The organism is Actinocorallia populi (genome assembly GCF_002995495.1).
Classification (GTDB): domain Bacteria; phylum Actinomycetota; class Actinomycetes; order Streptosporangiales; family Streptosporangiaceae; genus Actinocorallia; species Actinocorallia populi.
The window spans coordinates 422,303-445,589 of the sequence record NZ_PVZV01000004.1; the positions used below are offsets into that span (position 1 = coordinate 422,303).

Here is a 23,287-nt window from a genome sequence, read left to right on the forward strand (position 1 = left end):
GGCGCTTGGGTGGCTGCCCGGACCCTGGCGGAGGCCTGTCCCGCTCCGCTGCGTCCCGCTCGGAGGCCCCGGGCGGGACGCTCTTGTCTCCTTCGAGGGCTCTGCGGCGCCTGGGCGGCCGCCCGCACTCCGATCGAAGCTTGACCGGTCTCGCCGCGCCCCGCCCGCGGACCCCGGGCGGGGCGCTTTCGTCTCCTTCGAGGTCAGGTCGCGCGGGTGCGCTGCCAGGACTCGACGAGGGCGCGGATCTGGGGGCGGGTGAGGGAGCAGCCCTTGGCGAACCAGGTGTCGAAGACCTCGGGGGGCAGGGCGTCGCGCACGAGCCGGGCCTGGCGGGGGGCGTCGAGGGGGTCCATCTCGACGGGGGAGAAGCCGACCAGGGAGCCGTGGTGGGCGGCGGCGCCCAGGAGCATGGCGCCCTCGGCGGGGCTGCCGGTGCGGGCCAGGGCCGCGGCGAGGCTGTGCACGGCGACGACCCAGGAGGTGACGTCGCCGTTCCCGTCCAGGCGCAGCAGCATGTCCAGGCCGCCCGCCAGGGCGCGGTCGTACGCGCCGAGGTCCAGATCGATCTTCATGACCAGCCACAGGGACGAGGAGAGGATGAAGACGTAGCCGCAGCGCTCGGCGATCGCCGCGGACTCGGCGAGGGTGCGGCGCGCCTCGTCGATCAGGCCGGCGAACCGCAGCAGCATCCCGGTGATCATGAGGGCCTCGCACTCCAGCCAGGCCATGCCGAGCGAACGCGCCTGGTCCAGGCCCGCGCGGGCCAGCTCCAGGAAGTTCGCCTCGCCGCACAGGGCGCCGAACAGCGCGCGGTGCAGCACCGCCTGCGCCTCGGTCTCGGCGTCGCCGAGCTCCCGCGCCGCCTGGACGGCGTCCCCGGCGGAGTCCCTGGCCGTCGGGAAGTCCCCCGCCAGGTACAGCAGGCGGCACTTGGCCAGGAGCGCGGGCGCGGTCAGCTCCGGGCCCGCGGCGGGGCTGAGCTCGATCGCCGCGCTGATCCAGCCGAGCCCCTCGGCGACGATGCCCTGCCCGTACCAGTACCAGGCCAGCAGCCCCGCCAGCCGCAGCGTGTACTCACCGTCGCCCAGCAGCAGCGAGGAGGTCAGCGCCACCCGGTGCTCGGGCTGCTGCGCGGTCAGCCTGCGGACGGTCGCCGCCGAGCGGGGGCCGCGCAGCAGCGGCGCGGCGGCCTCGGCCTCGGCCAGCACCCAGGCGCGGTGCGCGGCCTGCGCGTCCGGGCCGACGTGGGCGCGGGTGAACTCCTTGATCGTCTCCAGCAGCCGGTAGCGGCGCGGGGACGTCCCGGCCTCCACGCTCACCAGCGACTTGCGGACCAGCGCGCTCAGCTCGGCGAACACCGGCCGCCCGCACACCGCCACCGCCGCGTCCAGGTCGAAGCCGGACGCGAAGACGCCCAGCCGGTGCAGGACGTCCCGCTCGGCGGGGGAGAGCAGGTCGTGGCTCCACTGCACGGTGCGCCGCAACGTCTGGTGCCGGTCGGGCCCGGGGCCGTCCCGCAGCACCGCGAACCTGTCGTCCAGGCCCGCGGCGATCTGCTCGACCGACAACATCCGGCACTGCGCGGCGGCCAGTTCGATCGCCAGCGGCAGGCCGTCCAGCTCCCGGCAGAGGCCGCGGACGGCCTCTGCCTCCCCGGCGTCGGGCGTCCAGCCGGGGAGGGCCGCGGCGGCGCGGGAGAGGAAGAGCTCGAGGCCCTGCTCGACGGGCAGCGGGCGCACCTCGTACACCGCCTCGCCCGGCAGGTTCAGCGACTCCCGGCTGGTGGCCAGGACCCGCAGCCCGCCCGCGCGGGCCAGCAGCGTCCGGACGGCGCCGCGCACCACGTCCACGAGGTGCTCGCAGTTGTCCAGGACGAGCAGGACCTCCCGGTCGCCCAGCACGTCGCCGAGCCGCTCGGCCGTCGTCGCCCCGGCGATCCCCAGCGCCCCGGCGAGCGTGGCGGCCAGCAGCGCCGGGTCCTCCAGCTCGGCCAGCTCCACCAGCCACGGCCCGTCGGCGTCCGGGCGGGCCCGCGCCGTCTCCAGCGCCAGCGTGGTCTTGCCGATCCCGCCGGGCCCCGTCAGCGTGACGAGCCGGTGCGCGGCCAGCAGCGCCTCGACCTCCGCGGGCTCGGCCGTCCGGCCGACGAGACCGGTCAGGGCGTGCGGCAGGTTCCTGCTCCGCCCGCCCGCGCGGACCTCGGCGGCCTGCTCGGCGGGGGCGCCGCCGACGTGCTCCTCCTGGGCGAAGACCGACGCCTCCAGCCGGCGCAGGCCCGGCCCCGGATCGATGCCCAGCTCCTCGGCGAGCACCCGCCGCGCCTTGCGCAGCGCCGCCAGCGCGTCGCCCTGGCGGCCGCCGCGGTACAGGGCGGTGGCCAGCAGCTCCCAGCCGCGCTCGCTGAGCGGGTGCTGCAGGGTGTGCTTCTCCAGGTCGCCGACGAGGGCGGCATGCCCGCCGAGCGCCAGCCTCGCCTCGAAGAGGTGCTCGGCCGCGGCGAGCCGCAACCCGCCCAGCCGCGCCTGCTCCGGCGCGGCGAAGAACATCCCGCCGAACTCTCCGTACGGCTCGCCCCGCCACAACGCCAGCGCCTCCTCCAGCACCGGCAGCGCCTCGGCGGCCCGCCCGTCCCGCAGCAGCCCCTCGCCCCGCCCGGCCAGCTCGCCGAAGACCTCCGCGTCGATCTCGACGGCGTCCGTCCGCAGGCGGTACCCGTCGGCCTCCCGGACGATCAGCCGCGCCGGGCCGTTCGCCGCGCGCCCCGGCTCCAGGACGCGCCGCAGCACCGAGACGTAGGAGCGGAGCGTCCCCGCCGCCGGAGCGTCCTGGCCCCACACGCCCGCCAGGATCACATCTTCGGAGACGGCACGGCCCCGCGCCGCCACCAGCACCGCCAGCACCGCGCGCTGGCGCAGGCCCCCCAGCGCCGCCCGCCCGCCGCCCACTGTCGCCGCCATCGGCCCGAGCACGCCGATGCTCACCACGGTCAGCCTCCGCCTTCTTCGCCCTGCCCGGCAAGGATGCCAGCCCGACGCCATGCGGACCAGTACACGGACATATCCCCTTACAGGCTTTTGTCCGCGCCGCCGCAGGGGCCGTTGCACAACGGCCCCTGCGGCGGGCGCTCCTCCTGCGGCGGGCGCTCCTCCTGCGGCGGGCGCTCCTCCTGCGGCGGGCGCTCCTCCTGCGGCGGGCGCTCCTCCTGCGGCGGGCGCTCCTCCTGCGGCGGGCGCTCCTCCTGCGGCGGGCGCTCCTCCTGCGGAGCGGCTCCGGCGGTGGTCTTTCCACGCGGCGGTCTTTCGTGCGGTGGCCTCCGGCGGCGGTCCTCCCGGGGGTGGTCTTTCGCGCGGCGGTCCCGCAACGGGGGTCCTTCCGCGCGGCGGTCAGGTCAGGCGGCGGATGCGCCAGAGGCCGAAGGCGGCGAGCAGGGCGGTCACGGCGAGGTAGAAGGCGGTCTCCAGGCCCTGGAAGGACCAGTAGCGGGAGGCGGGCTGGTAGGAGACGGCCAGGTGGAGGTCGAGCCCGCCCAGGCAGACGGCGGTGTCGCCGAAGGTGCCCGGGGCGCCGGTGCGGGCAGGGTCGTCGAGGCAGCCGTTGAACCTCGCCTCGCTGAGGGGCCTGCCGTCAGGGGTGAGCAGGGGGCTGGTGCCGCTGATCCAGGCGTCGGGGGCCTGGGGGAGGGTGATGCCGCCGACCACGGGTGCGCCGCTGATGTCGCCCAGGCTCCGCGCCCGGTTGATGGCGTCGGCGGTCATCGCCAGGGTCGTCGTCTCGGCGGGCAGGAGGTGCGGGCGGATCACGTTCGGGACGAGGAACTGGAAGGCGACGAACGCGACCAGGGTGATCGCCATGGCGGGCAGGGTGCGGCGGACCAGCAGGCCGACGACGGTGCCGAGCACGACCGCCAGGAGGGCGTGGGAGACCGGGACGATGTGGCGCGAGCCGAAGAGGAGGGTGTCGAACCGGTCGCCGGAGACCTCGTCGACCGGGCTCGCCGCCCAGGTCAGCAGGGCGCTGACCGCGCCCGCCGCCACCGCGGCCGCGAGGCCGGTGACCAGCAGCTTGACGGCGAGCCAGCGGCGGCGGGTCACGCTCTGGTTCCAGACCATGCGGTGGGTGCCGTTCTCGAGTTCCCGCGCGACGAGCGGAGCGCCCCAGAAAGTACCGATCAGGGCCAGGACGAGGCCGAGGCCCGCGGCCAGGAACAGCAGGGTGTCCCGGTAGCGGTTCTGGAACTCGTTCAGCGCCCGTGCGCAGTCCTCGCCCCCGCAGCGGGCCAGCGCGGCGTCGTGGGCGTCGCGGATGTCGAGGCCCAGTTTCAGCAGGTAGCCGCAGGCCACGGCGAGCACGCCGAGGGCCACGAAGGCCTGGAGGCGGAACTGGCGCCAGCTGTGCCAGATCATCGGACGGTCTCCTGTCGGGAGGTCGCGGGCCGTGCCGGGTCCTCGGCCGCCCTGGTCATGTAGGCGAGGACGAGTTCTTCGAGCGTGACCGGCTCGACCGCCCCGGGAAGGCCGCGGAGGTCGGCGCCGGAGCGGACCACGGCGCGCGCGTGCGGGCCGTCGTGCTCGATCCGGATCACCTCGACCCCGTCCGGCGGGGCGGCCAGCCGGTCGCGCGGTGCGGTCAGGCGGTGGTGGACGGCCAGCAGGTCCCGGACGTCGCCCGCGACCTGGACCCGGGACGCGCACAGCACGACCAGGTGGTCGCAGGCCTGCTCGATGTCGCCCAGCAGGTGGGAGGACAGGACCGCGCCGGCGCCCAGCTCGCCGACGGACTCCAGGAGGTCGCGCAGGAAGCCCCGCCGCGCCAGCGGGTCCAGCGCCGCGGCGGGCTCGTCGAAGATGAGCAGCTCGGGGCGCTTGGCGGCGGCGACCGTCAGCGCCAGCTGCGCCCGCTGGCCGCCGGACAGGCCCCCGGCCCTCTGCGCCGGGTCGAGACCGGCCCGCCGGATCCGGCGCTCGGCCAGCTCCCGGTCCCACGACGGGTTGAGCCGCTCGCCCATGCGGAGGTGGTCGGCGACGCTGTAGGAGGCGTACACCGGGGTGTCCTGGGCCACGAAGCCCACCCGCGCCAGGTGCGCCGAGTCGGCCGCGGGCCGGGAGCCCAGCACCCGCAACGAGCCCGCCGACGGTTCGAGCAGCCCGCAGGCCAGCTGCAGCAGGGTGGACTTGCCGGCTCCGTTCGGCCCGACGAGGCCGATCACGCGGCCCCGCGGGACGGAGAGGTCAACCTCGTCGAGGGCCGTGCGCCGGCCGTAGCGTTTGGTCAGGCGCTCGGCCTGCAGGACGGGAGAGGATTCTCGGGACATACGTTGATCGTCGTGTTCGAGGCCCTCTCCGGGCGTCGGCCCAAAGCACGGTTCGCCGCTTTCGCAGCCGTACTTTCGGCCGGTTCGGCTAAGCGCCCTCGACGACGCGGTGCTCCCAGGCCCAGGCGGCGATCTCCACGCGGTTGCGGAGGCCGAGCTTGGCCTGGATCCCCGACAGGTGGCTCTTGACCGTGCTCAGGGAGATGAACAGCTCGGCCGCGATCTCCTGGTTGGTGCGGCCGCGGGCGAGCTCGCGGACGACCTCGAGCTCGCGTTCCGACAGGGGCGACCGCACCGGCCCGCGCGGGGCGCGGGCGGCGGTCAGGCGGTGCAGCAGGCGGAGCGTGACCGACGGCGAGATCAGCGCCTCCCCGCCGTGCGCGGCCCGGACGGCCTCGACGAGCAGGGCCGGGCCCGCGCCCTTGAGGAGGAAGCCGACCGCGCCGCCGCGCAGCGCCCCGTACACGTACTCGTCGAGGTCGAAGGTGGTGACCACGATGACGCGGAGCGGGTCGGCCACGTCCGGCCCGGCCAGCGCCCTGGTGACGTCGAGGCCGTCCAGGCGGGGCATCCGGATGTCGACCAGGCAGACGTCGGGACGCAGCCGCCGGGCCAGCTCGACCGCCTCGACGCCGTCCGCGGCCTCGGCGACCACGGTGATGTCGGGCTGGTCCTCCAGGATGAGCCGCAGGCCGCCGCGGATCATCGCCTGGTCGTCGGCGACCAGCACCTTGATCGTCATCGGGGCTCCTTCGGCGCCAGGGGCAGGACGGCCGCGACCGACCAGCCGCCGCCGGGCCCGGGGCCCGCGGCCAGGGTGCCGCCGAGCATCTCGACGCGTTCGCGCATCCCGACCAGACCGTACCCGCCCCGGCCGTGCGGCCGTGCGGGCGGCGGCGCGTCGTCGACGACCTCGACGGCGACCGACCGCTCGTCCCTGCCGACGGCCACGGCCACCGACCGCGCCTGCGGGGCGTGCCGCGCGACGTTGGTCAACGCCTCCTGGACGATCCGGTACAGGGTGGTGGCGACCTCGGGCGGCCAGGAGGCGTCGTCCGGCAGGGTCAGCTCCACCGGTGTCCCCTGCCTCGCGAACCGCTCGACCAGCTCTTCGAGCCGCTCGGGCCCCGGCGAGGACGGCGCGGCGTCGGCGGTGTCGCGCAGCAGCCCGACGGCCCGGCGCATCGCCGCCAGCGCGTCGGCTCCCGCCGCCTCGATCCCGGCGAGGGTCTGCGGCACCTTCTCCGGCGTGCGCCGGGCGACGACCTGGGCGGCCTGCGCCTGCACGAGCATCCCGGTGATGTGGTGGGCGACGACGTCGTGCAGCTCCCGGGCGAGGTCGAGCCGCTCGGCCCTGCGCACCCTCTCGGCCGTGGAGCGGGCGCGGGCGTCCAGGGCCCGCAGCACCGCACCGACCACGACGGCGCCGAGCCACGTGACGGCGAAGAACACCGCCACACCGGCCACCGCGGTCGAAGCGGGACGGGCGGCGAGCTGGCCCGCCGCCACGACGGCCGCCCCCGCGGCGGCCACCGCGCAGACCTGCCACGGCGGGAGCCTTCGGACCGCGGACACGGTGAGCACGGCCAGGGCGAGCGAGGCGACGGGCCCGGGCTCGCGCGGCAGGTCCGCCGCCGCGGAGACCGCGATCGCGACGGCGGCGACGGCGAGCCCCGCGGCCGCCGTCACGAGCCTGTTCCGTTCGCGCACCAGCGCGAGCACCGCGACGGCCGTCCCCGCGACGGCGTCGAGGACCCAGGCGGAACCGCCCCAGCTGGCGGAGATCGCCGAGGCGGTGAAGACGAGTCCCGCCGCGAAGACCAGACCCAGGCAGACGTCGATCAGTATCCTGCCCGGCCGCGCCGGACGATCAGCAGTGTCCATGCTGATCAGGCTAGGCAGGAGGCGCCCGATGGGAACCGGCCGAAAGTACGGTCGTGCACTTCACCCGGTGAGGCGGTCCGCGGGCGGCGCTTCGGCGCGTCCGGGTAAAGCCGGGCCCTTCCACGTCTACCCGGCCGTGTGACGGGGACGTTCTACGGTTGAACGGACACGTGAGGCGCGGTCGCGGAGGGGGCTGGACGATGGGCGGGTCGGTGGACGTCGTGGTCGTCGGGGCGGGGCGGGGCGGGGCGGGGCGGGGCGCGTGGAGCGCGAGAGCGCAGCGTCTGCCTGCCATCGTGCCTTAACGCGGTCGCCTGTAAACAGACGGTAATGTTCGGGTGTGCGGCTCCGGTACAGCTTCCGCCTCTACCCGACGCTCGGCCAGCAGCAAGCGCTGGCCAGGGCGTTCGGGTGCGCGCGGGTGGTGTTCAACGACGGACTGCGCGCACGACAGGACGCGCACGCGGCCGGGCAGTCGTATATCTCAGACGTGGAGTTGTCCAAGCGGGTTATTACCGCGGCCAAACGCACCGAGGAGCGGGCATGGCTGGGTGAGGTCTCCGCCGTCGTCCTCCAGCAGGCTTTGGCCGACCTGAACACCGCCTACCGGAACTTCTTCGCCTCCCTGTCCGGCCGCCGCAAGGGCCGCAAGGTCGCCCCGCCCCGGTACCGGTCCCGCAAGGACAACCGGCAGACGATCCGGTTCACCAAGAACGCCCGGTTCGCGCTGCTGGACAACGGCAGGCTCCGGCTCCCGAAGATCGGCGACATCGAGGTCCGCTGGTCACGGGACCTGCCTTCCGAGCCTTCATCGGTCACCGTCGTCAAGGACGCCTGCGGCCGGTACTACGCCTCGTTCGTCGTCCAGACCACCGACACGCCCCTGCCCGAAGTGGAGCCGGAGGTGGGGATCGACCTGGGGCTGACGTCCTTCGCCGTTTGCTCGGACGGAACCGTGATCGGCAACCCCCGTGTGCTGCGGCGGGCAGAACGGCGTCTGAAGAAGGCGCAGAAGGCCCTGTCCCGCAAAGCCAAGGGCAGCAGGAACCGGGTCAAGGCCCGCGTCCGCGTCGCGAAACTCCATGCGAAGGTGGCCGACGCCCGCCGGGACTTCGCGCACAAGCTCTCCACCCGTATCGTCCGCGACAACCAAGCGGTGTACGTGGAAGACCTGTGCGTGAGCGGCCTGGCCCGCACCCGGCTGGCCAAGTCCGTGCACGATGCCGGTTGGTCGGCGTTCGTGAACATGCTGGAGTACAAGGCCGCCCGGTACGGGCGGTACTTCGCGAGGATCGGCCGGTTCGAGCCCACCAGCCAGGTGTGCTCCGCGTGCGGGGTCAAGGACGGTCCCAAGCCCCTGCACATCCGCGAGTGGACGTGTCCGGCCTGCCGTGCCGTTCACGACCGGGACGTCAACGCAGCGAGAAACATCCTGGCCGCCGGACGGGTGGACAGGCTCAACGCCTGTGGAGCGCAGGTAAGACCGGGACTCGTCCCGGCACCGCGCGGCGAAGCAGGAACCCACTCCAAGCTCACACCCGCACAGGTGTAGCAGGGGAGGACGTCAAATGGACGGCGCCGTCGAATCCGGCCTCCGCGCCGTCCGCGAGATCACCGCCACCCTCACGCGGACCGCCCGTCCCGCCCTCTGATCCCGTCCCCATCCGGGCACGGGGCGGCCTTGACGGGGGGCACGGCCGGGCGCAGCATCGTGTCATGTTGCAGGCGTTCTGTTTCGGCACGCTGGGCGTGACGCTCGAGGACCTCTACTTCATCGACCCGACCCCCGCGCCAGGGCAGGACGGACCCGAACGCGGCGTCCGCGTGGAGTTGCGCCTGCTGCCCCCGCAGGAGTGGCGCGGCTCCATCTACGCCGCGCAGCGCTTCGTCCTCGACGAGGCTTTGTGGCGGGCGGACTTCTTCGAGTCCATCGCCCGAGGCCCCGGCAGCAAGGACCGGATGCACCACCACCCCGAGATGGACGCCGGCGAACCGGGCTCCCGCGTCTTCGACCGCTCCCTCACCCAGGACCCTTTCGCCTGGCTGGAGAAACGCCTCACCGGCCTCCCCGAGACCTGCCGCACCCCCGAACACGAGGCGTCCGCGAAGGAACTCCTGGCGAACGTCCCCCACATCGTCGAAGCCGCCCGCACCATGCTCTCCCGCGTCCACGCGGGCGAACTGGCCCTCGCCCCCACCCGCCCCACCAGCCTCTAGGTTCCGCAGCCCTCTAAACTGAAGGGACATGCGCTACCTCGTCGCCTTCAAGAGCGCCTCACCGACCGAAGTGCCGCCACCGGACCTGATGGAGGCGGTCATGTCGCTGAGCGACGAGGCCACCAAGGCGGGCGTGCTCCTGGACACGGGAGGTCTGCTGCCCGGCTCGATGGGCGGCGCGCGGGTGGGCCTCTTCGGCGGAGAGCTCACCGTCGCCGACGGCCCCTTCGCCGAGTCCAGAGAGATGGTCAGCTACGGGATCTACCAGGTCCGGGACAAGGCGGAGGCCGTCGAGTGGACCGGACGCTTCCTGGCCCTCTACCGGGACCTGTGGCCCGGCTGGGAGGGCGAAGCCGACATCCTGGAGATCTTCGGCATGTGACGTGGCTGAATCCGGCCGCCGTCCCGCGCGGAAGGACCACGGACGATCACCTCGGAGTCCTTCGCCGTGCCCCGGCTCCGGGTGCCGCTCAGCCGCCGTCCTCGTGTGCCTGCCGCATGGCGCGCAGCAGGCGGGCCGTCGTGGGGTCCGCGGGGTAGAACGTCTCGATCGCTATCTCGTCCAGCGTCACGTCGCGCGGCGATCCGAACACGGTGGTGGTGTAGAGCAGCGCGAGGTCGCCGTGCTCCGTCGCCACGCGCATGGGGACGGCGAGGTCGCCGGAGGCGGTGTCGTCCTCGGCAGGGCCGGGCACGAGGGCGGGATAGCCCTCCAGCTCGGCGAGCAGTTCGGCCAGGCCGGGTGCGACGGTGCGTTCGAGCTGCCTGCGCACCCGCCGCAGCACGTGGCGGCGCCACTGGCCGAGGTTGCGGATGCGCGGGGCCAGGCCGTCGGGGTGCAGTGTCACGCGCAGTACGTTGATCGGGGGCCTGGTCAGCTCCGGCGGCACGTCACGAAGGAACGCCGACATCGCGCGGTTCGCCGCGAGGAGTTCCCAGCACACGTTCACGGCGAGCGCCGGGCTGGGTTCCTGAGCGGTGAGGATGGAACGCACGACGTCGCCCGCGGCGCCCAGGCCGGTGAAGGGGCGCTCGGAGTGCACGGGGGCGAATCCGGCCGCCAGGTAGAGCGCGTTGCGCTCTCGCAGGGGGACGTCCAGCTCCTCGCACAACCGCTCGATCATTTCCCGGCTGGGGTTGGCACGGCCGGTCTCGAGACAGCTCAGATGGCGGGTGGAGACCTCCGCGGCGAGCGACACGTCCAGCTGCGAACGCCGCCGGTGCTCGCGCCAGCGCCGTATCAGCGCTCCGACCGGTTCGGTGGGGACAGTCATGCGGCAACGTTCCCGCACCGGCGGCGGTGCGGCAATGACCTCCCGGGTCATCGACGGACCGCACCGTTGCCGTCAATCTCGATGCACGGCCGGCGCCGCACCGGTGCCGGCCGTGCATCGAGATTGACGGGAGACGGCCCTGATGAAGACGATCGCCAACGTCCACCAGTACGAGGCCTGGAACGGCTACGAAGGGCGGCACTGGGCCGAGAACCAGGACCGCTACGAGGCCATGGTCGGCGGATCCAACCGCCCGCTGTTCGAGGCGGCCCGGATAGGGCAGGACGACCGGGTGCTCGACATCGGCTGCGGTGCGGGACTGACGACCCGCCGGGCGGCGGTCCTGGCTCCGCGGGGCCGCGCGCTCGGCGTCGACCTGTCGGCGCCCATGCTGGAGTGCGCCCGCGCCGTCGCCGCGGAAAAAGGGATCACCAACGTCTCCTTCGAGCAGGGCGACGCGCAGGTGCACCCGTTCGCCGCGGGGGAGTTCGACGTGGTGATCAGCCGGGGCGGCATCTGGTACTTCGCCGACCCCCTCGCCGCGTTCGCCAACATCGGTTCGGCCCTGCGTCCCGGAGGCCGCCTCGCGATCACGACGCCCGACAGCACGGGCGGCCGGGTCGGCACCGGCTTCCCCGACATCTTCCGGATCATGGGCGAGTACCTGCCCGATCCGCCGGTCCTGGCCACCGAGGACGAGAGCCGGGCCCTGACCACGATGGCGACGCCCGGTGATATCGCGACCGTGCTGACCGGTGCGGGATTCGTGTCGGTGGCGGTCGAGCCGCACGGCTACACGGCGATGCTCGGCAGGACCGCGAAGGACGCCGCCGACTTCGTCTTCGGTCTTGGGCCGGTACGCCATTGGTTCCGCGACGCCGACGCGGACACCGAGCACCGTGCGCACGAGGCGGTACGCGCGGCGCTCGCCCCCCACGAGGCGGCGGGTGGCGTGCGCCAGCCCGTATCGGGGTTCGTGGCGACCGCGATCCGGGGCTGAGCCACTGAGGGACGGCCGTCGGCGGACGAGCCGGCGAAAGGAGTACAGGCATGTTGTTCATCGAGGTCTTCGCCCCGCGAGGCGTCCTGGGCGCCGAAGGCAGGGAGCTGCTGGCCACGAGGCTGGTGGAGCTGGACGACGGAGTGGACCGAGGCGAGTACCACCCGGAGTCCGTCGAGGAGAACTCGCGCGCCTACACGCAGGTGGTCGTGCACGAGCCGCTGACCTGGCTCGCCGGTGACCGCGCGGTCGGCGTCGACTGGCCCCGGCGCTACGTCGTGCGGGCGCGGATCCCGGCTCCCTGGGTCAAGCAGGTCGCGGGGGAGCTCATCGAGCGCTACGACCGCATCGTCGCCGGCACCGTCCGGGAGGTGCTGGGCCTCGACGCCGAGCCGCAGGTGTGGGTCGAGGTGCACGGCGTGCGTGAAGGGGCCCTGGGGCTGGACGGCAGGGCGATGGGCGCCGAGGCGATCGGGCGGTTGTTCACGGGCTCGTGGCGCGAGTCCGTGCGCGGCGAGGGCCCGGTTCCGGGCCCGGAGCCGGACACGGTGCACTGCCCGGTGTGCAGCATGGTCGTCAAGCTCGACGACTCCGCGATCACCCTGGTGCACGAGGGAGACGTCTACGGCTACTGCACCAAGCACTGCCGCAGGGCGCACGCGGCGGAACTGGGAGTCCCGCTCCCGGCGTGACCGCAACGCCCGGCCCCGCCGGTCCAGGCCGGGAACCACGGGCGTGCGCGGCATCCACCCGGCCGCGCTTCCCGGCTCCGGCGGCGTTCCGTCAGGTCAGGGCGGGGTTCAGGGCGACGCCGCCCTCCACGGGAGGTGGGGCGAAGCAGTCGGCGAGGGGCGGGCAGGAGCCGCCGCCCCAGGCGATGATCTCGGTGCCCGTCCAGACGAGGGAGGGGAACTCGCGCCAGGGGGTTTGCGGGAGGGGGATCGTCCGCCAGCGGGACTCGTCGAGGCGGTAGGCGGCCGCCGGACCCGTCCCTCCCCACTGGACGATCTCCCGGCCTGTCGGCAGGGGTTCACCGTGGCCGGGGGTCCCGGGCGGTGCGAGAGGGATCCGCTCCCAGCTGTCGGTCTTCGGCAGGTAGGCACCTCCCGGGTCCAAGGGCGGCGAGGGGCTCGTGCGGTCTCCGCCCAGCCGCTCCGGTGAAGGTGAGAAGAAGACGGCGCGGTCGCCCGCCCAGACCAGGCCGGAGGCGGCTCCTGCGGCGACCGGGCCGGGCGGGAGCTTCCGCCAGTCATCGTGCGCGGGGTCGTAGGCGGCTCCCAGTACCCCATGGGAGGCGGACGTCTGGATGAAGAACAGGAGCTCTTCACCGGTCCAGACGCTCGTAGACCAGTTGTAGGAGCGAAAAGGAGGATCGGGAAGGGCGCGCCAGGTACCTGTGGCGGGGTTGTAGCCGACTCCGCCCTTAGGTGAGCTCCCTGAGCCTCCGATGAAGAGGGCTTCGGTGCCCGTCCAGGCCGTCTGTGCTCCGGAACGGGCGTCTGGGGCGTCGGGCAGTGCCGTCCAGGTGTTCTTGGCGGGGTCGTAGGCGGCTCCGTCTTTGAGTTTCTTGCGGTGGGCGTCGCCGCCCCAGATGAGCAGGACGCTTCCCGTCCACACGGCGTTCTGTCCGGTCCGGCCGCTCAGGGGGCTCTTCGCCATCACGCGCCAGGTGTCGGAGTCGGGATCGTAGGCGGCGCCGTCCGTCAGGAGCGTCGCGTAGGAGTCGCGGGGGTCGTCCGGTGCGCCCTGGCCGCCCCAGACGAGCATCTCCTCGCCCGTCCAGACGGCGGTGTGCGAGGAACGGGCGGGGATCGGGGCCCGTTCGATCGTGCGGACGGGTTCGGCGGGGGTCTTCGTGGTCCGGTCCGGAGGCGGAGCGGAACAGGCCGCGAGGAGGAGCGGCAGCAGCATGAAGGGTCTCGCCCGTCGCATGGAGGGTTCCTTTCCGTCCCTTCCAGGACGTCCGGCGGGCTCGGGAGCGTTGCACATAATCTGAAATGCGAGCATCGAGAGATATGTACTTTCCCGGGGGATCTCAGGGAGTACGAGTATGCTTACCTGCACCGATGAGACCGGGTCTTCGCCCCGGACGCCGGGTGACAGCGCGGACTTCCCCTCGATCCCGGCCTGCCGTGTTGCTGGAAAGGACGCCGCTCATGCCCGACTCCTCCCTCGACCTCCTGTTCGAGCGGGTACGGCAGATCGAGGGGCTCGTCATGGGCTGCCTCGTCGACGCCGCCACGGGCATGGTGCTCGGGTCGGTCCAGGACGAGGGCGAGTCGAACGTCCAGGTCGCCGCGGCCGGAGCGGTGGACGTCGCGCACGTGGTCTCCCTCATGAGCGGCGAGCTGGCGGCCGAGGGCGGCCTCGAGGACGTCATCATCACCCTCCGGGGCCGCTACCACCTGATCCGGCGGTTCAGCCCCGCGCCGAAACTGAACTTCCTGCTGCTGGTCGTGCTGGACCGTGCCGGGACCAACCTCGCCATGGCCCTGCGGCAGCTCCGCGACCTCGACGTGAGCTTCGTCCGGGGCGGCGCGCCGGAGCGCCGCCCCAGCACCGTCTGAACCCGAGCAAGGACAGGAGCCATCGTGTACTTCGCCAGGGAACCGCTCGTCACCCGGCTGGGCAGGCTCGCCGACTCCGGACAGACCGGGGCGCTGCGGGTTCCGGGGGACTTCGGCGGGACCATCTACCTCGACGAGGGCCGGATCGTGTACGCCGAGTCGCGGCGGACCCCCGCGCCCGACCGCGGGCTCGTCCGGCCCGGCGCGCCCGGATGGGGGTACGCCGTCCGTGAGGCGACGGTCGACGCCGCGCTGGAGCTGCTGTCGGGCAGGCCGCGTCCCGCGCTGCGCCAGCCGTTCCGGGAGACGGAGAAACCCGATGTGGGGGAGGTGAGCGGTATGTCGTACGGAGACCTGCTCACCGAGGTGGAGCGCCGGCAGGGAGTCCTGAGCCAGCTGGCGGACCACGTCACGGCCGACACGACGGTGACGCGCAACGCGCCCCTCGACGTGCCTCGTGTACAGGTGTCGGAGCTGCAGTGGGCGCTGCTCGTGCGAGTGGGGGACAAGGCGACGCCCCGCGAACTCGCCTGGGAGATCGGGCACAGCGTTTTCAGCACCACCGTCGAGGTCTTCCGGCTGCTCGTCCTGCGGCTTCTCGCATCGGCCTCCGGAACGGTGCCGCAGCGCGACACGCTGTCGTTCCTGCGGGCGGTGACGGAATGACGCCGAGCCCCGAGCAGCTGATTCACGCGGAGCTGCGCGAACTGCGCGAACAGGTGATGGGCGTGCACGGAAGCATGGTCGCCACCAGCGACGGCTTCATGGTGGCCAACGACATCCCCGATCTGGAGCCGACGAGGATCGCCGCACTCGTCGCGACCACGCTCGGACTGGCCCGCCAGGCCACGCAGGTGACCGGCCGCGGCCGGTTCAGCGAGTCGCTGACGCGCGGCAGCGACGGCTACCTCGCGGTGTTCGCGGCCGGAGACAGGGCCGTCGTGGCCGTCCTCGGCTCCAACGAACTGAACGTGGGGATGCTGCACTACCAGATCCGCGATCTCACCAAGCGGATCGCCTACCACCTGGAACGATCCGCACAGAGCAGACGCCTCATCCAGCCGCCCGAAGGCTTTTAGTTCATCTGCTGGAGTTCCTGGATGAGGCGCTTCAGGAGGTCGTTGTCGGGGATCGTGAACATCGAGTTGCCCTCCAGGGCGGCGTTCGTCAGGCCGGTCTCGACGGGCGTCCTGTCCCAGATGGTGGTGCCCGGTCTGCGCCGGGGGAGGAGTGAGTCCTCATCCTCCGCGACGGGCGCCGCGAGTTCCATGACGGGCGCTTCGGGCTCGGGCGTCCCGGACGCGGGCAAGGCGCACAGGCCCGCCCGGACGAGGCCCTGCACGTTCTCGAGTGTTTCGTACAACGAGAATCCGTTGCGCCAGGCCAGGTCGCGCAGGGTCGTGACGCCGTCTATCCGGCAGGCGACGGCCCACTGACCGCGTTCGACGATGCCCCAGGGGCTGTTCAGGTCGATGAGCTTGGGGCGCGCGTCGAGGGGGAACTCGTGGCCTGCGCGGCGGACGACCTCTTGGCGGAGGAAACCCATCTCCAGGTCGAGCGCGGAGCTGATCCACGGCCGCTGCAACGGCGCGAACTTCGTCTCGGGGGTCTCTCCGCCCGCCGCCAGCGCCGTGAGGGCGTCCAGAAAGGCCGAGCGGAGGACGTCCGCCAGCTCTTCCTCGTCGATGACACCGCGTGCCACCAGGAGGGCGCCGAACTCGCCGGGCCGTCCCTCGGTGCGCAGTGTGTTCCAGCGCTCCGCGGACAGCCGGCGCGCCCCTATCAGCCGGGACGCGAGGTCGGGGACCCCCGTCGACTCGGCGAAGACGAAGCGTCCGCCGTCCAGGTAGACGGTGCCCTGCTGCCGCCCCTCGACCTTCAGGGCCCCGGACGCCCCGTCACGTGCCAGGGCGTCGAGCTCGTCGATGACCGCGGACACTTCCCACCCGCCCTTCGCCTCCGAGGTTCTTTTCCGCTAGGGTCTTAAGTCCCCAGATTCACACTATTTGACTATAGTCACAGCGTATCGCCGTCGTAGTAACGCCATCAAAGGCGTGCTGGGCATGTATACGGCAGACCGGGCAAGAGCCGTGCCACGACCCAGCGCGATCGACCGCGTGCCGTACGCTCCATCCAGCGTGCCATTTTTCCTCGGAAATAGTGCGCTTGTCCCAAGAAAGCGGCAGATGAATCTCACGCACGTCGTCAACACGGCCATGAAGTCGTTCCGCCAGAACGTCCCCGACTACGTGGGCGCGGGCGTCGTCGACATCTCCACCGGCATGCTGCTGGCCGTCGACACCGTCGACAACCACCCCCGCGAGATCCTCGACATCCTCGCCGCGGCCACCGCCGACCTCTTCCAGGGCCGCACCGTCCTGCAGATCGAGGAGCTCTGGAAGCAGAACCGCGGCACCAGCGACAACCGCCGCTACTTCAACGAGATCCTCGTCAACAGCGAGAACCTCGTCCACCTCTTCATGCGCAGCAAGACCAACCCCGACATCGTCGCCACCATCATCTGCACCCGCCACGTCAACGTCGGCATGCTCTTCGCCCAGGCCCGCGCCGTCATGCGCGAGCTGGAAGGCAGTTGACGCCCCTCCGCTCCCGCCGGACCCGGCGGGAGCACCCCGGATCCGCCGCCGGCCCGCCCGGACAAGCGACCGTTAGGGTGCTCCGCCCGCGCTTACGGGGAAGGGCTCTGTCAACCGGGCGTTCGGCGGACGGAGAGAACGATGATGGTCCCATCCGAGGCGTGGCCCCGCCTGCCGGTGGCGGAATGGCGGCCCACCCGCGACACCCTCACCCTGTGGACGCAGATCGTCGGCAAGATCCGCATCGCCCGCACCCCGCCGGTCAACCACTGGTGGAACGCGCCCCTCTACCTCACCGCACGCGGCCTGACCACGTCGTTGATGCCCGACTCGTCCGGCCGTGCCTTCAGCATCGACTTCGACTTCCACGCCGACCGCCTCGACGTCCTCGTCACCGACGGCGCCGTCCGCTCGTTCACCCTGTCGGAGACGGCGGACGTCGCCGACTTCCACCGGCGCCTGATGTCCGCCCTGGACGGGCTGGGCCTGGCCACCCCCATCTGGCCGGTCCCGGTCGAACTCCCCGACGCCGTCCCCTTCCCCGAGGACGACGTCCACCGGGAGTACGACCCCGCCCAGGCCCTGCTGTTCTGGCGCCTCCTCGTCCAGGCACACCGCGTCCTCACCGAGTTCACGTCGCGCTTCGTCGGCAAGGCCAGCCCCGTCCACCTCTTCTGGGGCGCCCTCGACCTGGCCGCCACCCGCTTCTCCGGCCGCCCGGCCCCGCCCTACACCGCCACCGTCCCCAACTGCGGCCCCCACGTCATGCTCGAGGCCTACTCCCACGAGGTCAGCAGCTGCGGCTACTGGCCGGGCCCCGACGGCGAAGGCGTCTTCTACTCCTACGCCTACCCCGAGCCCCCCGCCTACCGCGAGGCGCCCGTCTCCCCGCCCCAGGCCCGCTACGACGAGTCCCTGGGGGAATTCGTCCTCCCCTACGAGACCGTCCGCACCTCCCCCGATCCCGACGCCGTTCTCCTGGCCTTTCTCCAGTCCACCTACGAGGCCGCCGCCACCCGGGCCCACTGGGACCGCACCTCCCTGGAACGCCGCCCCTGACCCGGCCCTTCATGCCACCGAAAGTGCGTGAAATCGCCTCGTGTGGACGCGTCGGCCCGTTTACGGTCGCCGCCCGGAAAACGTCACCGGATATCGGCAGGCCGTTCATCTGGTCGGCGAAAGGTATTCGCCCACCGGAAATTTCGGCGGACATCCGCCACTAAGCCGGAAAAGGCGTGCAGGCGCCTCCGAAAGGAGGCGGGATCGGCGGAGACGGCCGCCTCCGCGAGTGAGGCGGCCGCGAGGCGGGCTCGGGTCAGGGAGCGGCGAGGGTCCGCCGGAGGCGGACGGCTTCCTTGGCGGGACGGGAGGAAGGGGAGGCCGGGGTCCAGTCGGCGAGGGCGGGAAGCGCCTCGCGGACATGGTGGATTTCGGCGGTGGTGGTGGCCAGCGCGAGGAAGGAGGCGAGGCCGGAGCGGGCGGAGGCGCCGGGCAGGGGGAGGAGGACGGGAACGGCCTCGGCGAAGAAGGGCCAGAGCGGGGCGCCCGCGCGGACGGCTTCGGTCAGGGGCGGGAGCAGGCGGGTGAGGGGGAAGGAGCCGGCTTCCAGGAGGGACGGGAGGAGCCGGCCGAGCTCGACGGCCGGAAGGGCGCCCTGGGCGGCGAACGACAGGAGGGCGTCGACGGCTCCGGCGCGGTCGGCGGCGCGTTCGGAACCGAGGCCGTGGAGGAGGACCGCCGCGGTGGCGGAGCCGGTGGGGCCCGTCGCGTCGGCCAGGGCGGGCAGGACGGCGGCCGGGTCGTAGGAGTCGTAGGGGCGGGTGGCGGTCTGGTGCAGCAGGTGGGCGGCGACGAGCTCGCGGTGGGAGGGCAGGATCGCCGGCCACCAGGGAGCCCACGGGCCGTGGTGGCCGGGCGGGTACTCCTCCTTCTCCGGGGGCCGGGCGATCGTGCCGATGAGGCGGCCCGCGTCCAGGGGGGAGTCGCAGGAGACCGCGGCGTGGAAGTGCGAGATGTCCGTCCAGGCGGGGGTCGGGGACCAGGAGTAATGGCGTCGTTTGACCGTGATGAAGCCGCAGGCGAGGTCGGGAGCGCGGTAACCGCCCTCGGCCAGCCATGCGCGGGCCCGTGCGGCGGCGGGGGAGGACAGGCCGTCCAGCGCGGGAACGCGGTCGGTGCCGACGGGGAGGCGCAGGAGGGCCTGCTCGAGGTCGTACTGTCCCGGTTCCAGACCCGTCTCTTCCAGGGTGCGCAGCCGGGCGGCGAAGACGTCGGGGTCCAGGTGGCCGGTGGAGGAGGTGGGGGTGGCCAGCAGGACCGGCGCGCCGAAACAGGCCGCGGCGTCGAGGAAACGGAGCCGCAGCAGGCGTGCGGGGGCGGGGAGGCTCAGCTCGCTCTGGGAGAGCACGGAGCTGCGGTAGTCGTCGAGGAAACGGCTCGGCTGGTGTTGCAACAGGAGGTGGACGAGGAGGAAATGCCCGTGGAAATGGGCGAGGTGGCTCCTGTGCAGCAGGTACGGCATGTTGTTCTGGACGTGCTGCCGGAGCTCCTCGGCGGCGGCGGGGCCCACGGTGACCAGACCGGCGAGCAGCCGCTCCATCTCGGGCCAGCTCATGCGGCTGTCATGCAGATGAAGCGCGGTCTCCTCGACGAGCTCGGCGGGTGAGGCGATCGGCCCCGGAAGGTCCGTCGGAACGGGCGCGTACAGCACGGGAGGCGCCTGGGGCTCGGCGGCCTCGACCGCGCCGAACGCCTCGGCGACCAGCGGCAGGAGCGTGCCGGGCAGCACGCTCGCGGCCTCCCGGACGGTCTCGGCCGTGAGCGGGTCGACCTTCGCCGCGTACTTCACCGCGAGCTTCACCGCACGTTCCCGAACCTCGGGCCGCTCGTGCCCGAACAACCCCGCGGCGAACCCGACCACGGCGGCCTCACGCCCCCGGGCACGCGCCGTGCGGTCCAGCCAGACGAGCACCGCCTTGACGAGCTTGGCCTCGGGCCGGAACAACATGGCCTCGGCCGTCTCGGCGAAGAGCCCGCCGTCCAGCGGCGTCCGCTCGTCGACCGCCTTGACCTGCGCGAACGCCAGGTCCGCCACGGCGGTAGGCGCGGCGGCCAGCAGCCGCACGTAGTCGCGGACCCGGGTGGAGCTCTCCTCGACGGACGGCGCCAGCGCCTGGTGCAGCCGGACGAACCACGCGAGGTTCCGCGCCCGGCCGCCGCGCAGGAAACGCCGGACGCATCCGTCGAGCAGCGTCTCCCTGCTCACCGCCGCATCCGCCTGTGCGCCGTCCGCACCGCCTGCCGGGCTCACGATGCCTGCGGAGTCCGCCGCCGCGAGGAGCTTGCCGATCCAGGAACCGGTGCGGCTCCACGTTCCGTTCTGCTCGGGCCGCTCGTCGGCGAGCCGGGCGCCGACTCCCTCGGCCTCGAAGAGGAAGGGCACGAGCGCGGGGAAGAACGGGTCCTGCCCGCGCGGGGTCGTGCACCGCCAGACCAGCCAGCCGATGACGAAGGCGTCGTCCGTCGCGGGGGCCTCCCCGGCGGAGGCGAGCAGCCGCGCCGCGACCTCCCAGCTCAGCCCGCCCTCCTCCTCCCAGGGCACCATGTCGCGGAGACGGAGCCTCCCGGCCATCCGCCGTCCGACGTCTGCCCGCCACGAGACGGGCCGGAGGGAGGCGGCCTGCAGCACGGCCTCCGCCGCCCGGGGCGCGGTCCGCCAGATCTCGAGGTCCCGGCGGAAGAGCCAGGTGGTGGCGGCGGCGGGCGGAAGGCACGCGGCTCCGGCAGCCTTCAAAGCCGTGTTCTGCGCGATGTTCAGCTCGACACCCCCCGTACGGCGCCAGAAGTTCTCGTTGTCACGTGAACGCACGAAGGCGGGCAGCTCGCGTGCGACCTCCTTGCATCCCGCGTCGTCCAACGGCTCCAGCAGCTTCAGCACCGCCGGCACGTCTCCGATGGAGATCCGCTCGCGCAGCTCTTCCCAGACGGGCATGTCAGTTCTCCTCGCGGGTGTGGATCCGGGTGGCCAGCACGTGCTTGCAGGGGCCGCGCCCGCCCCGGTGGCCCGTCCACCACGGGCAGGTGCACGACCACGTCTCCAACCGCACCTGGTACACGCCCGTGTCACCGGTCACCTGCGCCACCCCGGGGGAAGTGATGCGTACGCCGCCCCGTTCGGCCAGCGCGCGGGCGGCACGCAGCCGCGGGTTCATCGCGTTGACGCGCGCCGCGTCGTAGGGCAGCTCCCGGTGGAAGAACGCCGCCTCCGCCGTGTCGTAACCGACCTTCCCGCCGGTGCCGAGCTGGGTGAGGGCCGCCCGGACCCGGGACGGCTCCAGCCCCGCCCGGACGGCGAGGTCACCGGGCTCGAGCCGCGGTTTGAACGCCAGCAGCGCCGCGACGAGCTCGGCGTCGGCGGCCGTCTCGTCCCCGGCGAGCGCGTCCAGCACCGCGCCCTCCCCGGAGAATCCCCGGTTGAGCTCGGGCGAGAGCGTCAGGACGTACCGCATCCCCGGAAGCTCCAGCTCCCACGCGCTCGCCACCGGCGAAGACCCTGCGGCGACCACGGGCCCGTACACCCGCATCCCCTTGGCGAAGCGCAGCAGCGGCGCGAGTGTCGCAAGCCGCTCCGGCCCCGCGAGGCACACCGCACCCGGTGCGGGCCGCGATGCCACCCGCAACCCCCGCCCGGCGGGCTGCGCCCACAGCACCTGCCCCCGCCGAGGCAGCCCCCGCACGAACCGCACGGCCTCGGCGGCAGGCAGCTCGGCCCGCAGATCGAACCCCGAGGCGATCGCCTGCACCTCGGCGAAGGACCGCAGCCACCTCTCGGGCAACGGCACCTTCTTCTCCACGGTCGAACCCTCCACGGTGGTGACGACGAGCTCGTCCTCCCCCACGGCCAGATGCAGAGGCTCCGACCCCCCGACCCGGGCGAGCGCCTCCCGCAACGGCCCGTTGACGTCCACGTTCGTCGTCCCGAGCGCCGTCACCTCCCCGTCGAGCGCCTCGGACAGCACATCGAGCCGCGCGTACACCCCCGCACAGGCCGAGAACGACTCCATCCGCAACCTGTCCCCGTTGCAGGTGACCACCGGATCCCGAAACCCGGTCGGCCGCGGCTGGAAGTACCGCGTCTGCGCCACATCAGCGAGCCCCAGCAGCCCCGCCGCCCCCACATCCCCCCGAGCGAGCACCCCGCTGAAGAAATGCGGATGCGCCACCACCCCCCGGCTGGTCGTCCCGCCCGAAGTGGCGAGCCCGAGCCGCCCCCCGACCAGCCCCGAAGGAGCCGCATACGAATACGCCTGCGTCGTCATGCCCCGCAAGGTAGATCACCTCACTGACAGAACGCTCGATCCCAGCGATCACCTGAATTCATACCGATCCAGGACGACCGGACCCCCGCCTCGAACTAGCGGCAAAGATTTCGAAAAGTAGTCATACGAACACTCATGGTGAAGCAAGATTCCGGGCATGCCCAGTCCCATCCACGAAGCACTGCATCACGCGCTCCGGGACGACCCGGAACTGATCGGCAGTGCCCTGCGCCACGCCGCAGGAGTCCGCCTGAACGTGATCAAGACAGAGGAGATCACCAATGACGCCACCAGCATCCAGGTCACCGAGCGCCGCTGCGACACCGTCATGCGCCTGGAGGTCGAAGACCACGGCACCGTCATCCTGCTCGTGGAGTCGCAGACCAGAAAAGACCCGGACAAGGAGACTGTCTGGCCGCAGATCGTCGCCCACTTCCAGAACCGGTACGACTGCCCCGTCATCCTGCTGGTCATCACCCAGCACGAGATCACCGCCGCCTGGGCCCACGGCCCTTTCTCGCGGTCCTTCGCAGGTCTGCGCGCCAGCCTCGTCCTCTGCCCCACCGTCGTCGGCCCTGTCACCGTCCCGCCGATCACCGACCCGGCCCAGGCTCGTGCCGACATCTCCGACGTGGTCCTGTCCGCCCTCGTCAACGGCTCTTCCGAGGATGCCCCTGGCATACTGGAAGCGCTGAGAGACGCCCTGAACACCCTCGGCGAGGAAGAGAGGGTCGCCCGCTACGCCGGACTCGTCCAAGCGAGCCTCCAGAACAATCCGATCGCTCTGACCCTGTGGGAGGACATCATGAGCACCAGCACCCAGCGCTTCGTCTCCACCGCCGAAGCACGGGGAGAAGCACGAGGGGAAGCCCGGGGAGAGGCACGGGGAGAAGCCCGTGGACGAGTTGCGGGAGAAGTCAAGGCGCTGCTCCTGACACTCGAGACCCGGGGCATCGCCGTCACCGACGAGGCCCTGGAGCGCATCAGCGGCTGCGACGACCTGCAGCAGATCGAGGCATGGATCGTGCGTGCGCAGGGAGTCACCGCCGTCGAGGAGCTCTTCGACTGACGCAGGGGGCGTCGGCCGACGGGTCGCCTTGGGGGCGGGTCCGTCGG

At 72.6% G+C, this 23,287-nt stretch carries 22 protein-coding genes; 11 read left to right on the forward strand and 11 right to left on the reverse strand.

The features are described 5' to 3' along the window. Positions 1-203: 203 nt before the first annotated feature. The 6 genes from C2865_RS18690 to C2865_RS18715 all read right to left on the reverse strand — a co-directional run bounded on the left by C2865_RS18690 (position 204) and on the right by C2865_RS18715 (position 7,198). Complete coding sequence (locus C2865_RS18690; RefSeq protein WP_198653414.1) at positions 204-2,984, reverse strand: ATP-binding protein; 2,781 nt, start codon at positions 2,982-2,984, stop codon at positions 204-206. 83 nt (positions 2,985-3,067) lie between these two features. Continuing rightward, the gene (locus C2865_RS39475; protein WP_157963797.1) at positions 3,068-3,364 is read right to left on the reverse strand and encodes a hypothetical protein; all 297 of its coding nucleotides are present in this window, start codon (positions 3,362-3,364) and stop codon (positions 3,068-3,070) included. Between the two features lie 22 nt (positions 3,365-3,386). Next, positions 3,387-4,406 carry an ABC transporter permease subunit gene (locus tag C2865_RS18700; RefSeq protein ID WP_106399767.1) on the reverse strand — a complete coding sequence of 340 codons (1,020 nt, stop codon included), beginning with the start codon at positions 4,404-4,406 and terminating at the stop codon, positions 3,387-3,389. Continuing rightward, the gene (locus tag C2865_RS18705) at positions 4,403-5,314 is read right to left on the reverse strand and encodes an ABC transporter ATP-binding protein (protein ID WP_106399768.1); all 912 of its coding nucleotides are present in this window, start codon (positions 5,312-5,314) and stop codon (positions 4,403-4,405) included. Before C2865_RS18705 ends, C2865_RS18700 begins: the two co-directional genes overlap by 4 nt. Positions 5,315-5,402: 88 nt before the next feature. Further along, the gene (locus tag C2865_RS18710; RefSeq protein WP_106399769.1) at positions 5,403-6,056 is read right to left on the reverse strand and encodes a response regulator; all 654 of its coding nucleotides are present in this window, start codon (positions 6,054-6,056) and stop codon (positions 5,403-5,405) included. Further along, entirely contained in the window at positions 6,053-7,198 is a 1,146-nt protein-coding gene (locus C2865_RS18715) for a sensor histidine kinase (protein WP_106399770.1), read from the reverse strand. The genes C2865_RS18710 and C2865_RS18715 overlap by 4 nt, the downstream gene beginning before the upstream one ends. 340 nt (positions 7,199-7,538) lie before the next feature. On the opposite strand from C2865_RS18715, the gene C2865_RS18720 reads away from it, so the two are divergent. The 3 genes from C2865_RS18720 to C2865_RS18730 all read left to right on the forward strand — a co-directional run bounded on the left by C2865_RS18720 (position 7,539) and on the right by C2865_RS18730 (position 9,797). Next, positions 7,539-8,750 (forward strand): RNA-guided endonuclease InsQ/TnpB family protein, encoded by a 1,212-nt coding sequence (locus C2865_RS18720; RefSeq protein WP_106399771.1) that lies wholly within the window; start codon positions 7,539-7,541, stop codon positions 8,748-8,750. Positions 8,751-8,914: 164 nt separating this feature from the next. Continuing rightward, complete coding sequence (locus tag C2865_RS18725; RefSeq protein ID WP_106399772.1) at positions 8,915-9,415, forward strand: hypothetical protein; 501 nt, start codon at positions 8,915-8,917, stop codon at positions 9,413-9,415. A gap of 28 nt (positions 9,416-9,443) precedes the next feature. Continuing rightward, positions 9,444-9,797, forward strand: coding sequence for a YciI family protein (locus C2865_RS18730; protein ID WP_106399773.1), 354 nt, complete (start codon positions 9,444-9,446; stop codon positions 9,795-9,797). An 88-nt stretch (positions 9,798-9,885) separates the two neighbouring features. Here the strand turns inward: C2865_RS18730 and C2865_RS18735 are convergent, their stop codons facing one another. Further along, positions 9,886-10,689 carry a helix-turn-helix domain-containing protein gene (locus tag C2865_RS18735; protein WP_106399774.1) on the reverse strand — a complete coding sequence of 268 codons (804 nt, stop codon included), beginning with the start codon at positions 10,687-10,689 and terminating at the stop codon, positions 9,886-9,888. A 142-nt stretch (positions 10,690-10,831) separates the two neighbouring features. Between C2865_RS18735 and C2865_RS18740 the strand changes: the two genes are divergently transcribed. Together C2865_RS18740 and C2865_RS18745 are read left to right on the forward strand one after the other, a co-directional pair. Continuing rightward, positions 10,832-11,689, forward strand: coding sequence for a class I SAM-dependent methyltransferase (locus tag C2865_RS18740; RefSeq protein WP_106399775.1), 858 nt, complete (start codon positions 10,832-10,834; stop codon positions 11,687-11,689). Between the two features lie 50 nt (positions 11,690-11,739). Then, complete coding sequence (locus C2865_RS18745) at positions 11,740-12,381, forward strand: hypothetical protein (protein ID WP_106399776.1); 642 nt, start codon at positions 11,740-11,742, stop codon at positions 12,379-12,381. A 91-nt stretch (positions 12,382-12,472) separates the two neighbouring features. On the opposite strand, the gene C2865_RS18750 is transcribed toward C2865_RS18745, so the two are convergent. Continuing rightward, entirely contained in the window at positions 12,473-13,621 is a 1,149-nt protein-coding gene (locus C2865_RS18750) for a Kelch repeat-containing protein (protein WP_198653415.1), read from the reverse strand. Positions 13,622-13,845: 224 nt separating this feature from the next. Here C2865_RS18750 and C2865_RS18755 point away from each other — a divergent pair, with 224 nt between their 5' ends. From C2865_RS18755 to C2865_RS18765, 3 genes are read left to right on the forward strand one after another with little or no spacing between them, the layout of a single operon-like run. Then, positions 13,846-14,256, forward strand: coding sequence for a hypothetical protein (locus tag C2865_RS18755; RefSeq protein ID WP_106399778.1), 411 nt, complete (start codon positions 13,846-13,848; stop codon positions 14,254-14,256). 24 nt (positions 14,257-14,280) lie between these two features. Continuing rightward, on the forward strand, positions 14,281-14,922 hold the full coding sequence (locus C2865_RS18760) for a DUF4388 domain-containing protein (RefSeq protein ID WP_106399779.1): 642 nt from the start codon (positions 14,281-14,283) through the stop codon (positions 14,920-14,922). Further along, positions 14,919-15,335 (forward strand): roadblock/LC7 domain-containing protein, encoded by a 417-nt coding sequence (locus tag C2865_RS18765; protein WP_106399780.1) that lies wholly within the window; start codon positions 14,919-14,921, stop codon positions 15,333-15,335. The genes C2865_RS18760 and C2865_RS18765 overlap by 4 nt, the downstream gene beginning before the upstream one ends. Here C2865_RS18765 and C2865_RS18770 read toward each other — a convergent pair. Further along, positions 15,332-16,195, reverse strand: coding sequence for a DUF4388 domain-containing protein (locus C2865_RS18770; RefSeq protein WP_106399781.1), 864 nt, complete (start codon positions 16,193-16,195; stop codon positions 15,332-15,334). The two genes, C2865_RS18765 and C2865_RS18770, sit on opposite strands and share 4 nt — an antisense overlap. 247 nt (positions 16,196-16,442) lie before the next feature. Between C2865_RS18770 and C2865_RS18775 the strand changes: the two genes are divergently transcribed. Both C2865_RS18775 and C2865_RS18780 read left to right on the forward strand, forming a co-directional pair. After that, complete coding sequence (locus tag C2865_RS18775; protein WP_106399782.1) at positions 16,443-16,853, forward strand: hypothetical protein; 411 nt, start codon at positions 16,443-16,445, stop codon at positions 16,851-16,853. Between the two features lie 141 nt (positions 16,854-16,994). Next, positions 16,995-17,912, forward strand: coding sequence for a DUF5996 family protein (locus tag C2865_RS18780; protein ID WP_198653416.1), 918 nt, complete (start codon positions 16,995-16,997; stop codon positions 17,910-17,912). Positions 17,913-18,168: 256 nt separating this feature from the next. On the opposite strand, the gene C2865_RS18785 is transcribed toward C2865_RS18780, so the two are convergent. Continuing rightward, positions 18,169-20,844: a DUF6493 family protein gene (locus C2865_RS18785; RefSeq protein ID WP_106399783.1), complete on the reverse strand. Its 2,676-nt coding sequence runs from the start codon at positions 20,842-20,844 to the stop codon at positions 18,169-18,171. 1 nt (position 20,845) lies between these two features. After that, on the reverse strand, positions 20,846-22,171 hold the full coding sequence (locus C2865_RS18790) for an SWIM zinc finger family protein (RefSeq protein ID WP_106399784.1): 1,326 nt from the start codon (positions 22,169-22,171) through the stop codon (positions 20,846-20,848). 157 nt (positions 22,172-22,328) lie between these two features. Here C2865_RS18790 and C2865_RS18795 point away from each other — a divergent pair, with 157 nt between their 5' ends. Beyond that, entirely contained in the window at positions 22,329-23,240 is a 912-nt protein-coding gene (locus C2865_RS18795; RefSeq protein ID WP_106399785.1) for a hypothetical protein, read from the forward strand. The last annotated feature ends 47 nt before the right edge of the window (positions 23,241-23,287 follow it).